This window comes from Bradyrhizobium sp. AUGA SZCCT0169, from assembly GCF_018130085.1.
In the GTDB taxonomy this organism is placed as follows: Bacteria; Pseudomonadota; Alphaproteobacteria; order Rhizobiales; family Xanthobacteraceae; genus Bradyrhizobium.
Genome location: NZ_JAFCMC010000007.1, coordinates 94,692 through 107,842, shown reverse-complemented (window position 1 = coordinate 107,842; position 13,151 = coordinate 94,692). Strand labels below are relative to the sequence as shown.

At 57.0% G+C, this 13,151-nt stretch carries 8 protein-coding genes; 4 read left to right on the top strand and 4 right to left on the bottom strand.

Annotation, left to right across the window (positions count from 1 at the left end; translation table 11 throughout):
• Positions 1-328: 328 nt before the first annotated feature.
• Genes JQ609_RS11240 through JQ609_RS11230 form a run of 3 tightly spaced genes read left to right on the top strand, consistent with a single transcriptional unit; the run spans position 329 to position 5,159 of the window.
• On the top strand, positions 329-1,711 hold the full coding sequence (locus JQ609_RS11240) for a cytochrome P450 (RefSeq protein ID WP_212273458.1): 1,383 nt from the start codon (positions 329-331) through the stop codon (positions 1,709-1,711).
• A 34-nt stretch (positions 1,712-1,745) separates the two neighbouring features.
• Positions 1,746-3,740 (top strand): hypothetical protein, encoded by a 1,995-nt coding sequence (locus tag JQ609_RS11235; protein ID WP_212273457.1) that lies wholly within the window; start codon positions 1,746-1,748, stop codon positions 3,738-3,740.
• A 12-nt stretch (positions 3,741-3,752) separates the two neighbouring features.
• On the top strand, positions 3,753-5,159 hold the full coding sequence (locus JQ609_RS11230) for a Dyp-type peroxidase (protein WP_249127863.1): 1,407 nt from the start codon (positions 3,753-3,755) through the stop codon (positions 5,157-5,159).
• A gap of 23 nt (positions 5,160-5,182) precedes the next feature.
• On the opposite strand, the gene JQ609_RS11225 is transcribed toward JQ609_RS11230, so the two are convergent.
• Complete coding sequence (locus JQ609_RS11225) at positions 5,183-8,209, bottom strand: adenylate/guanylate cyclase domain-containing protein (RefSeq protein ID WP_312014836.1); 3,027 nt, start codon at positions 8,207-8,209, stop codon at positions 5,183-5,185.
• Between the two features lie 429 nt (positions 8,210-8,638).
• Between JQ609_RS11225 and JQ609_RS11220 the strand changes: the two genes are divergently transcribed.
• Positions 8,639-9,253: a hypothetical protein gene (locus tag JQ609_RS11220; protein WP_212273456.1), complete on the top strand. Its 615-nt coding sequence runs from the start codon at positions 8,639-8,641 to the stop codon at positions 9,251-9,253.
• A gap of 194 nt (positions 9,254-9,447) precedes the next feature.
• On the opposite strand, the gene JQ609_RS11215 is transcribed toward JQ609_RS11220, so the two are convergent.
• The 3 genes from JQ609_RS11215 to JQ609_RS11205 all read right to left on the bottom strand — a co-directional run bounded on the left by JQ609_RS11215 (position 9,448) and on the right by JQ609_RS11205 (position 13,150).
• The gene (locus JQ609_RS11215; protein ID WP_212273455.1) at positions 9,448-9,963 is read right to left on the bottom strand and encodes a very short patch repair endonuclease; all 516 of its coding nucleotides are present in this window, start codon (positions 9,961-9,963) and stop codon (positions 9,448-9,450) included.
• Positions 9,964-9,965: 2 nt separating this feature from the next.
• Complete coding sequence (locus tag JQ609_RS11210; protein WP_212273454.1) at positions 9,966-11,453, bottom strand: DNA cytosine methyltransferase; 1,488 nt, start codon at positions 11,451-11,453, stop codon at positions 9,966-9,968.
• A gap of 95 nt (positions 11,454-11,548) precedes the next feature.
• Positions 11,549-13,150 carry a nuclease-related domain-containing DEAD/DEAH box helicase gene (locus JQ609_RS11205; protein ID WP_212273453.1) on the bottom strand — a complete coding sequence of 534 codons (1,602 nt, stop codon included), beginning with the start codon at positions 13,148-13,150 and terminating at the stop codon, positions 11,549-11,551.
• Position 13,151 lies beyond the last annotated feature (1 nt).

Genomic DNA, 13,151 nt, shown 5'->3' with positions numbered 1-13,151 from the left:
GCCGTAAACGGCGTGACAGCCCTCGTCGATTAAGGTTAGCTCTCGAAGCGCGGATTATGCAGCGGAGGCGCACGTATTAGGAAGCTCGCTTGCCACGATACGAAAGCGAGGCGGCCGGGAGCCGACAAGGGCCGCCAGTTGCTGTTTATCAAGCTTATCTAAGATTGTGGTACTTAAGACACCCAACCACCTTTCGCACGTTCGCTCCCTGCAACTGTGAAGCAGTTCACATTAGCATTGCGCGACCTGAGGTAACGGTTGCAGCCACAGTAAATTGACGGCCTTGGTGCCCCGGCGGAATTGTGCAGCAAGGCTTCGGGGGCTGTCGATGGACACAAACATTTTCAAATCGACCATGCGACGTGAGTCGCCGGATCGCTATTTCCAATTCGTCTCTCGGCTGGAACGCTTCATCGAAGCGCGACGCCTTACGTTGCGCATGCAGCTTTACCGCGTGCAGTGCCATTTCCTCTGTCAACTTGGTCTCTTCAAGTTTCTTTTCAGCGTCCTGCGACGCTTTCGACCGATATTTATCTTCAGCAAACTGCTCGTCGTCACGCAGGCCCGCGAGGTGCGCGCGGTGCTCGAGCGCTTCGACGACTTCACGCTAGGCGAGTCCATCGAGCCGGGAATGCCGTGGGGTAATTTTCTCATGACGGTGGACTGGCGCCAGCGACATGCGCAAGAGCGCCAGTGGCTTCAGAGCGCTGTTGACCTGACCGCCGACCCCGCAAGGCTCAGGGCGATCGTTGACCAGCGATGCCGCCAGCAGATTGTAGCAGCGAAGGGTCATATCGACGTTGTCTCCGAATTGCTTGAACCGGTCGTTGTCGATATCGCAGACAAGTACTTTGGTGTTCCTCCCTTGGCGGGGAGCACGCGAGACATGGCTCATGCGATGCGTGATCTCGCCGGCATCATCATGGTCAAGCCACCGATCGGCTCGAAGCCCTGGTCCCGCTCGCACTCCCACATCGCGAAAATCACTGATCTCGTGCTGAACGAGATTTCCAGCGCCGCCTCACCCACGGCGGGATCGCATCCGACTGCGCCCAGCGACACTCTTCTCACCCGCTTCGTTCAACGGCTAGGCACTTCCGGCGCACCGGTTTGGTTCGATGAAGACTGGATACGGCGCTATCTGACCGGTCTGCTCGCTACGGGCGGAGCGACAATCGTTCGAGCGGCTGCTGGGGCTATCGATCAGATCCTCGCCCATCCCGACGCCTTGCAGGAGGCGCAGAAAGTAGCAATTGCGCTCGATCAGGCCATGAAGTGCGGTGACGACGAACGCGTGGACGCACTTCGTACCACTCTTCGGCACTTCGTCTATGAGGCACTGCGCTTTCGGCCAATGTTGCCACTCCTGGTCCGCGATACACCGCGCGATACAGTGATTGCGTACGGTACGAAAAATGCACGTCTCGTGCGCGCCGGAACGAGGGTTCTTGCTCCCCCGCTGTCGGCCATGTTCGACCGGGAAGCGGTGCCCGACCCGTCGAGCTTCCAGGCCAAGCGACCGTTTGACCAATATCTGCATTTTGGCTTTGGGGCGCGGGAGTGTTTCGGACGATACATAGCCGAAATAGCCCTGCTGGAGGTTTTCAGATCGCTTCTGCTGCTGAAAGGGCTCTCACGAACAAAGGGCGCGAAGGGTCAGCTGCAGTTTGATGGACCGGTGGCTGTCGGCCTGTTTGTCACGTTCCAATGATCAGCAAGGCGAAAGCATCGCGCGGATAGATCCCATGACGAATTACGTCACGATTATCACACCGATAAAGGCCTCTCAGACAGAGCAATGTCGTCAATATCTCCGCGACAACGCCGAGCCGGAACCCGACATGCGATGCAGACCGGACTTCCGGTTTGACCGTATTCCAAGTCTCCATTTCGCCAGCTGCATCATATTGGAGGGGACGCACGATTTCGAGCCAAGCCTTGTACTCGAAGCTACGTTTGATGGGTCGAAGGGGGATTTTATTTCAGACCTGCTGCGCGCAGCAGGCGAAGGCATCCACGGGCTTTACCAGCACTGCGTGGGCTACCCGGCTTCCGGTCTAATATCTCCCGAGCTCGCAAAAGGGTATTTGGTAGATCACGATGTGGGAGCTCACATTTACTTCTCCGGCAACCCCGGCCGGACCGTCGCGGAAATCAAGAGTGAAAACGGGCTGCAGTCCGAAATCGTCGACTATTTCACCGGGCAGCAACGTCGTGCGGCCTTTGCGACGCGTCTGGACGGACTCTTTGCGCAGCTGCGCGGCTTCGTCACCGGGAATGCAGACAGTCGCTGGGCCGACCGACCGGCACCCGTGCCATGGGAAGTGCAGTACCGGAACCTGACCGCCGTGGCGATAGTTCTTGCGGCTCTTGCTCTGGCTTGCCTGATCGGCGCTGCCTGCGACTGGCTGGCGGTGGCCTACGGCTGGCCGCCGTTATTGGAGTCGATCAAGGCAGCCTTTGCAGTTGTGGATCGCAACAGCAAACGCATTCTCATGCAGCTCTTCCCGAACTTCCCGGTAAGATTGCCGCCGGAGGTGTTTCTCCCCATCGGACTGGCCGTGAGCTGGCTGCTGCTCCGTGGACTCGAACTCGTTTTCATCAGCTGGAGCAAACATCCGCGCGATCAATTCTTCACCAGCCGCGTTCCGCTGCACGTCCTGGTGATATTGCGGTATGGTGTGCTCGTCCTTTTCATTGGCGCGGTTTTGCAGGCGCTTATTCCCAACATGGGAACGTTGCTTGTTGCGACCCAGCTCTCCACTTGGCTGGTGCATCCGATCCTTCTCTTCGTCCTCTTCCTGCTGTTCGTCGCGCTGGCCGGCCTGCAATACCTCGCAACATCTCTGAACATATCGGTCGAAGTGAATAAACTCAAAGGCCCGCGGGAAAACTGGCGACGCCTGCGGCTCGACCTGGTCCGGTTTATGATGGTGCTCGTCCTCGCCTGCGGAGCCCTCATCGTCAGCCGGTATCTGTCGCCGATCATGACCAAAGAGACTACCAACGGGCTGATCTACCAAGGACTGTTGATCGCCGCCTACGCATTCATCGGCGTCTTTGTCTTGTACGCGCTTGGCGTCTTGCTCCTATTCGTCGCGCACGGCCGCGAAGTGATAGACAAGCGGCAATTTGAGGATCCCGTAGCGCTCGTAGCGAGATCCGCCGATAATGCGAAAAAATACGCGCGGGAAGAAGGCGGCAACAACCGTTTCCAGAACCACCTTGCAAGCCTGACGCTCGTCAAGTCAGGCTTTGTCCATGGTATTGCGTTGCGCGGCACGCTGTTTCTCATCAATCTCCTGTCCCGCTTCTGGTTCAATGTTGGCACGCTTGGCGATATCCCGACTATCCTCTCGGCCCGCTGGATTCTCATTGATAGTGGTCGACGGCTGCTGTTTCTCGACAATTATGGAGGCGCCTGGAACAGCTATTTGAACGAATTCATCGACATGGCCGCGGTCAAGGGGCTGAACGCCATTTGGACCAACACCTACGTCGAAGGTCAAGCAGGCGCGCGCTGCAGCTTCCCCGAAACGCGGTTCTATTTCTGGATAGGGGCTCAGGCTGAGCAGCCGTTCAAAGCTTACGTGCGGGAGAGCCAGATCGAGACGATCATGTGGTACAGCGCCTATCACACGCTGAGCGTGGTGAACATCAATACGAGCACGGCTATTCGACAATCCCTGTCCAAGCGACCCGCCCCAAGCGCGGTCGACGCCATCGTTCAAAACCTTTGAGTGGGGACCATCATGGGCAAGATAGACAGGGTAGAATGGGAGGATGTACAAGGTATCGTCCTCAGTGGGTACGGAGAACTAAAGCGTTCGGCCTATCTGTTGTTGCGTTTCCAATCCGGTGATCTCGCGCGCAAGAGAGAGTGGCTTTCCGACCTCACGACGCGGCTGACGCCAGTCCAGCCCGGACCCAGCAGCAAAACGCAACCCGCCAGAAATCTGGCGCTGACGGCCTCTGGCCTGCGGCATTTCGGGGTCGACCAATCCACGCTTAGCTCCTTCTCGTTCGAATTCCTCGAAGGAATGGCCCCTGTGCGACCCTTGGGGGCGCCGATACCTCGCCGGACGAATGTACTTGGCGACCTCGAAGACAGCTCACCAGAGTACTGGCATTGGGGCGGCTGGAATGAGAAATCCCGCGAAATCGATGGCCTCCTTATGCTGTTCGCAGAGGAGACGGGAATCAATCAGCTGATCCAGGCTGAAATGACGGCAATGGCCGACATTGTCGACGGCGAACCAATCGTACTAATGGGTCAACTCTTCCCCAAAGAGAGGGAGCACTTCGGCTTTGAGGACGGGTTTTCTCAGCCGAAGATCGAGGGCCGCCCGAAAAAAAGCAAAGGCGCAAATCCCAAGAATAGGAAATCCGAGATCAAGCCGAACGCCGAGGTAAAGGCGGGCGAGTTCCTGCTCGGTTACGAGAACGAGCGCAAAGCGCGCGTGACCAACGGGCATGATCGGGATATCAGGCGGAACGGCACCTACCTTGTTTTTCGCCAGCTCGAACAGAATGTCCCGGCCTTTAACACCTTTGTTTCCGACGTAGCCAGAAAAATCGGCGAGACCGACGACTGGGTTGCCGCACGCCTGCTCGGCCGGGGGAAGGACGGCGAACCGCTTGTCGCCGAGAAGCCCAATGGAAGCGAGGAAGATGCGAAGAACAATTTTCTCTACTACTACGAGGACCGCTCCGGCTTGAGGTGCCCGATCGGAGCACACATCCGGCGGGCAAATCCGCGTGACTCTCTCGGACCCGATCCGGAAACAGCGATGCATCTTTCAAAGATGCATCGCATCATCAGGCGCGGCCGGCCATATGGCGAACGATGGGAGCCGAATGGTGCAAATGGCCATGGTGACAAAGCCGAGAGAGGAATGTTGTTCATTGCCCTGAACGCCGATATCGCAGGGCAATTCGAAATGATCCAGCACTCATGGATTAACAACCCTCATTTCAACGGTCTCTACACTGGAACGGATCCAATCAGTCATTTCCCTGATGGAGAAGGAATCACGATCCAGAGCCGGCCGGCCAACCTTCGCGTCGACCGTGCAAAGCCGTTCGTCACGGTCCGGGGCGGAGCCTATTTCTTTCTTCCGGGACTTCGTGCGCTGCGCGATATCGCCGCCCCCGCATGACCTCAAGCAATGTCGCGTTTGATTCACATCGCGCGCGACGTGCGAGCGGACTCGAGGGCGGGACGACATTGGTCCATCAACGGCCGCATGTCACACTTTGTTGCGAGCTCGAGAGCGCGCTCAAGGTAGGATTGGGCTTCGGACCGGTCACCCCTTGCCAACGACACATCGCCCAACAATTTCAGCGCATAGGCCCGTTGGGGCGGCTCGCCACGTTCAATCGCGAGCGCCAGGGCTCGCTGCCCTGAAGTACGTGCCTGCGCGTGATCGCCCGCCGCTAGGAAAGCCTGCCCCTGCGCGACGAAAAGCCAACCCCAGCCAAAAGCGTTTTCGCCGAGCGGCATGTCCAGTCGCTCCGGCTTAGAAAGAATCTCGGCAGCGGCCTTGACATCGCCCAACGCAAGATAGGCCTCTCCCATCCGTGCGGCGAGTATCGGGTACATCTGCACGATGCCGCGATCGAGGCAGGTTTGCCAGCACTCCCGCAGGATCGACAACGCTTCCACATGTCGTCCCTGCGCAATCCTGAGCCGGGCAAGGACATGCGATATATTTGCGCGCGAGTAGAAATGATCCTCGGCTCTTGTTATGGCATCATTGGCCAAGTTTTCGGCTCGTTCCAGTTCTCCGATTTCGATCAGGGAATCAGCCAAGAAGGTACGAAGCACGACGCTTGGATAGGCGGCCCAACCAGCGCGCTTCGCATCAAGCTCCGGACTTTCGAACGCGAAACACTGTTCGTGTATTTCGATCGAATCTTTGTAGGTTCCGGTTTCGTGGAGCACCATCCCCATATTGTGCAACGATGCAAACGTAAGAGCCGGGTCAGCGATCTGCTGCGCGATGCCGTTCGCAGCTTTAGCCGCTTCCATTGCACCTTCGTGCTCTCCAATGCGCCAAAGGGCAACCGAGAGCTGACAATTGACGGCGGCATTGCGTATCGGATCATTTGAGGGGTCGTCCAGCTCCCGAGCCTCACGCAGCACATCGGCAATCAGGCGATGCTTGCCGAGCGGCTCCAAGGCAATGACAACGATCAGGCGGAAATCGATTTCGGCCCTGATTTTCGCGGCCGAAGGCGGCCAGTGCGACAAGGTCTCCAGCCCCCGATGATAAATCCCGATCGCGTCCTGGTTGGCGCCGCGCCTCACAGCACGTCGACAGCTACGGAGCTGATACGGCACGGCCTTTTCCCAAAGTCCCGCCATGAATGCATGATCGGCCAGCCGGTCGATGTGCTCGTCGAGCCGATCGCCAAAGCGGGATTCGATTAATGCGACCGCCTTGGCATGTAGCGAGCGGCGCGTCCCCAACAGCATCGTTCCATAGGCAACTTCGCGGATCAACTCATGCTTGAAGGAGTATTCCGATCCGACGCGCTTCACCCTACGAAGGAAGTCCGCCTTCTCAAGCTCCTTGAGGTCTCCATATATCTTGCCTGCCGGCACCTCGAGCATTCCGGAGAGCAGCGTGATCGAAACGTCCGCTCCGATCACGGCAGACGTCTGCAGCAGGGTCTTCGGCACCCCATCCAATCGGTCGATTCGGGCGGCCAGAACTGTATGGATGGTTTGCGGGATTTCGATACGCTCGGCGGGTTTACTGAGGCGATAGGCCCCTGCTTCTCCCTCGAAGCTTCCTGTTTCTGCGAGAGACTGAACCAACTCTTCCAGAAATAGCGGATTTCCCTGCGCTTTGGCGACAATGCGGTTTCTTACGGACTGTAGGGTGACATCACGACCAATAAGGCTATCGAGCATCTCTTGTGCAGCAACTTCTGCAAGCGCCGACACTTCCAGGCGAAGAAGACCCGGGTCAGCCAAATCGCCTTCCGGGCGTTGCGTCACCACGAGGAAAATTCGCACGCCACGCAACAGACTCAGGACATTGTGAAGAATGATTCTCGTTTCGCTATCAATCCAATGGACGTCCTCGACTATGATCAGCAGGGGTGTGCGCCGCTCCTGAAATAGGACCAGAGCCGTAATTGCTTCGACGATTTCCCGACGCTTTTCCGTCGGCTCGAAGTTCTTCCACTCCTGGTCTTCGACACTGATGTCCAGCACCGAAGAAATTGCGGGAAGGTACCTGGACAGAGTGGGCTCCAACGAAACGGTCTGCTCTTTTAACCGCCTTGCGACGGTGTCGGGCGAGTCATCGACGTCTATGCCAAACATGTGACGGATCAGATCGCTGATCGGATAATAGCTGGACTGGGTATGCTGAGGAACGCACGCGGCTTCCAGCACCAGCCACCCGCTAGGAAGCTCGCTGACGAAGTCATGAATCAGTCGCGATTTTCCTAACCCGGCAGCGCCAATGACATTCAGGGCCTGTCCGTTGCCGCTCGTGGCTCTTCGCAGCAGCGCCCTCAGCGTGTCGAGCTCTGCCTCCCGGCCCACAAGCGCGTTGAGACCTTGCGAAGAACGCACCTGCCAGCGAGTGGTCGAACGCATCCCAACCAATTCGAACGCCTCGACCGGCTCCGCCACGCCCTTCAACATGACCGTGCCTCGTGGCTCAACGACAATGAAGCCCTTGGCCAGGTTTTGAGTTGCTGCGGTTAGCATGATCCCGTTCGGCGCCGCGAGCTCTTCCATCCGGGCCGCCAAATGCACGGTTTTTCCGACCGCATCGTAATTCATCGTCAGGTTGCTGCCGATCGAGTGAATGACGACGTGACCCGAGTTAATTCCGATACGCAGGGAGATATTGCTGATCCTTTTGCGATTCAGCTCTTCAATGCCGGCCTGCATGGCCATCGCCGCGCGACAAGCCTGCACGGCATGGTCTTCCGTTGCGATGGGTGCTCCGAAAAGCGCCATGACACCATCCCCACGGGCTTGGTTCACAAATCCATCGTGCTGATGAATCGCATCCATCAGCACCTGGAGCACTGGTCCGAGGATTTCGAGCGCCTCTTCTGGATCGAGCCTGTCGATCAGCGCCGTCGAACCACGGACGTCGGCGAACAAAACTGTGACATGCTTGCGTTCTCCGGACATGGCCCCGCCGGAATGCAAAATCCGCTCGGCCAGTTTGGCTGGCACTTTCGATTGCAGAAAAGTGAGGGCGTTATGGTCTGTCGCGGTCCCGAAGGCCCTGGATCGGCCACAGCCGCCGCAAAAGTTCGCAGTCGGCCGGATTTCAAAGCCACAATGGCTACACCGGTGTCGCAATCCGCCGGGCAAATCGCGCCGTTTCGTGACCACGGCAATGACCCTTCTTCACGGCATGTCCATGTTAGCCAATTTCATACCGATAGTAGGACAACCGTCAACGCAAGACGAGCAAATAGCGCCGGCCCGCCGGCTAATTCGTGTCTCGGGCAACCGGGGAAGGAGTGCCGAAAAGGATAAGCCTTAGGCTCCCGCGTTTAAGACGCATCGTTTCTCGTCCCGTGAAACTGCTCGGAAGCGGACGTGGCTGGCGATCTGAGATAACGTCCGCTATCCGTCAGAGGCCGCCGCCTGAAGGCTTTGATCGCTTCTAAGAGTGGGCGGGCGCCTACCCTGAGCCCCAAATCTCCAGAGCTCAACCTGCGCAGGATCACGCTCTTAGCAAAAATCCCTTGGATAATTAAACCGTTGCCAAGATTAAAGGAAGTCGGGGGAGCTGCGGGGCATTTTGAACTGCACCGCACCACCGAGGGGGAGTGCACCAAACAGCGACAAACGACTGTGGGGCAGTTGCGGGGGAGCAGAAATGAAATTCATTTGATGCTTCTCCGCTTCCTTCTATATTTCGTAATGGAGATCCTGCCCCGTGACGGAGAGGAAATGACCACAACCTTCCAGACCGAATTCCCCGATTATCCAGTAACCGACATGCCCGCGATGCCTGCACATGGCAATTTCGTTGACACTTCTTGGCACAACAATGCGTGTCCAAGTATCACAAGCGACGACCTTGGCCTTCACATCTGGATTGATTTTGTCGACAAGTCGCTTCGTGAATTTCAAGATGGCCCCCGCTTCATTGTTACGCGGCAGGACAACGAATTCGAAACTATTGATACTGTCCTCGAAACTGAAGAGTGGAACGAAGTTCTTGCTGTCATTGAAAGAGAACGGACGAGCTTGGATGAAAAATGAGCCGCATTGAACAGAATGAGAGTTTCGTGCTTCAGGTGACGCCGCGAATACAGCGCTCAAGAATGCGATTTTCGAATGACCCAGCTACCCAGCACTCTCTATGTCTGTACTAACTTCGTTTTCACGAATCGATACACATCGAATATTCGCCCCACCCAAGAGACTAATGACGCGAGACTAATGACGCGATATCGTCAGCGCTTTTCTTCAAAAGCTATTCGACCCGCTCTATCGCGCACGATTGAATATACCTCATCCCAACGACCAGAGACTTCCTGACCTACTTGATGACTGCTTAAAAACGACTGGCAGAAGCGAACAACCTCGTCTGGTGTTCGGCGGGCTGGCCCGCGCAGGCTGCATTCCCATATCGTTAAAACGCGCCAATTATCCTGCCGCAAACTACGAAGCGTCTTCTGATCTCGATCGCGATTTCCATTCAATTTTTTTATCCAGAACTCTGTGCGCGTCGCGGGCATTTTGAACATCGGGCAATGATGCCCATGCCAAAAACAACCGTGCACCTGGATCACCGCCCGAAACCGGGGAAACACCAAGTCCGGGCGACCTGGCAGCGTTCGAACATGGAGCCGATAGCGTAACCCTCGCGAATGGAGGCCTTTTCGGAGCAGCTTTTCAGGTTTTGTATCCTGACCGCGGATGCGGCTCATATTTAGGTGGCGTTGCGCAGGGGTTAGGACATCAGCCATGTTTACGTCCCAGCTCGCCGGCGCACATTTTCCGCACGCTCTTTGCTCTTAAGCGCCTTTAAAATCTCCCGCCCAAGCACCTTGGCCAGTAGTGGTGGCACAGCATTGCCGATCTGGCGAAAAGCCGGATTCATCGTGCCAGAGAATAAAAAGCCATCAGGAAACGATTGAAGTCTCGCAGCTTCGCGAACCGAAATAGTCCGGGCTTGGTTGCTATCATAATGGATATGGCTGTAACTATCTTTGCCTAGATGGGCCATCAGGGTGCGGGCTGGCTGGTCTACCCACATCTTTCGCCATTTGTTTGGAAACTTGGTCGCATCGTACGGCGGCACTATCGAATCCCTAAGTTCTTCGTACGCAGCCGAACCCTTTTGAAGCGGCTGGCCTTTACGGCGCAACTTCTCCAATCTTTCTTCGAACATATCCGTGGCTCGTTGCCAAGCTTCAGGGTACTGATCTCCCGGATTGAGTCGAGCAAACAGCGGGTAGTCACGGGGCAGATATCGGATCACATGATCTCTTAAGCCCTCTTCTGGAGCGAGAAACCCTGGCCACGTGCGCATGATGTGCGCGTAAGACGAGACGCGACGACGGCGATCCCAGGCGATGATGTTATCGAAGCGCCTCGCACCACGCCGCAGAATACCCTCTTTCAAGAGGCGGCGGGCATCGATCGGAGGAAGATCGCCGATAGCTTCGCTAGCCGTGACTGCCGCCGACAGGCCATCGTGACTGGCAGGTGGATCAGTGTAATTATGAGAAACTTGGAAAAGGCCATTGAGGACCTTTAGCGCGACGGCGCGTGAACCTTCGTAGCCGGGCGGTAAATTCATCCAGTGGCTGGGCTCGGGAAACGTCACCGCATTAGTGACTTCGCGTCGGTAACCGATCAGAAACATGCGCTCGCGCATCTGCGGTACGCCAAAGAAGGCCGCATTGAGCAGTGTGTAGCCGCAGACGTAGCCTTTGCGTTCGAGAACTTCGCAGATTTCCTGGGCAATGTTCTGGCCCCCGTGATTAAGCACATCGGGAACATTTTCAATCAGCACAGCAAGCGGTTGATACGCACCAACATAATGCAAGTATTCCTGATACAGGCGCGCGCGCGGGTCGTTACGGAACGCCTGCGGATGTTCATCAATTTCGCGAAGCTTTGGACGACCGACGCGTGCAAACGCCTGACACGGCGGACCACCCACGATGATATCAATGGCTTCGGCAACAGGCCCAAGACCAAGCTCCGCGGCGAAGTCTTCCGGTGGGGTTGTGATATTACGCGCCTTTGCGTGCCGTGGATCGCACGGATGAAAATTCGCACCATGCGACCGGGCCGCGTCTCGATCGATTTCGACAGCTGCGCGGATGGAACAACCAGCCGCCTGCAGGCCCAGCGACAAGCCTCCGCAACCGGAAAAAAGATCCAAGACGCGCGCTGCGCCGCCGGCACGCAGCCGCTTCAATTTGCGTGAAAATACCTCGCTATTCATTCAGTCGCCCGATCAGAGTCTGAAGAGAGTTAGTAGCTGCGCGCCACACGGCTGACCTTCTTCGGAATCTACCAAAGCGCGTTGCGATTACCAGGCTAAACTTGTACATCATTGCCCCTTTGAAGGGCTGATGGTGCCAGCCAGTCCAGGATGACAGCTTCTCCGATCAGAATCATGTGCGTCCGGGCTCGGGACAGGGCAACATAGGCCAGCTCGTCCTGATCAGCGATGGCACGCGTGGCCGCGACAATTATCACCGGACGCTCCAATCCCTTGAAGTCAATAATCGTGCTACACAACACGGCGGGCAATGCGAGTTTTCGCAAGACATTGAGGGCAGCATCGTCCGGGACGAGAACAGCAATATCTGCAGGTTTGACACTCTCAGTTCCCGTCAGGAGTCTTATCTGATTAGCGACTTTCGCAAAGATGTCTTGGTCTGCGACCGGATGCGACGCGATGGAAACTCCTGCCGGTCCGTCCGCCGTAATAACCGGCCCCTGATAATGATGGCTGGCGACACTATGAATGGCCTGGGTATTGCGAAGATTTCGCGTAAGACGGATCGGAACCATCGACAGGCTCTGAAGCTGCTGCGTGCTCGCGGAGCCATAAACCTGCTGGTTGGTATCAAAATAGGCGTGCAGCCGGGATTCCGGATTGGCGACGAGAAGCGCATCCAGGGCGACCCACCAGTGATTTCTGAAGTCCTGCGCCTCATCGACGATAATTGCACCAAAACGGATGTTCTCATCGGACTCCACCGCTCCCATCAACCGTTCCGCGGGATCATCTTCGCTGGAATCTGACGCGAACGTTGCTCCTAGTTCATCAAAAGCAAGAACGGTAACGCCGCTCCCCTTCATGCGCTGACGGATATCCGCCGCAAGTGGGAGGCCGCGACAGGTCAGCAGAGTTTTTCTTCCCGCTTCCGCCAGGCGCCGGGCATCTTCACAGGCCAATATAGTTTTGCCCGTTCCAGCACCGCCGCCAGCGGCGGCACGCGGGATATCGGCGATCAGATCGAGAACCCGAAACTGCTCAGGCGTAAGTGCAGTAATGGCCGCGTCATCGTCTTCGAGGCGATAGGCCAGCGGCGTTCTCAGCATAAAGGGTCTAGCCAGAATATTCTGTAGCGCTGCAAGGCCGGACGAACCGGGACCGCGCTCTGATTCACCGCCGGAAAGCCGTTTCTCAATCCATCCGCGAAGACGCGTCATATCCGGTCGGCAACAGAACAGATCGCGAGGACGGTCCGCACCCAGATCGCCGGCGGGAGGCGGCGCATCCGGAAACACAACACCATGCCGAAAACGGATGAACACCTGCGGCCAGCCTCGCTGTAATTTAGCTTTGTTCAGAATGACATGCTTGGCTTGCATCGCCTGCGCGACGGGATTTTTGATCTCCCACTCATTCCCCTTCCCGTCCCGGCTGGTCCAGCGGTCGTTTGAGGGATCAAATGAAATCCCGCCGCCTTTTACTTCAAGGGTAAGAACACCGCGGTCGGGATGGACGACCACAAAATCGCACTCGCCATCGCGTTCGCCACCAGTCTGAGTGAGGCCGAGCCAGGGGCGACTGTAGAATATATGCCAACCACCAGAGAGCGCCTCCGCTAGCGCATCAAAGACCTTCACCTCGGCGCGGCGTAGTGGGTCCTGGCGAAGTTGTCGTGACAGCTCGCGCGGCCACATC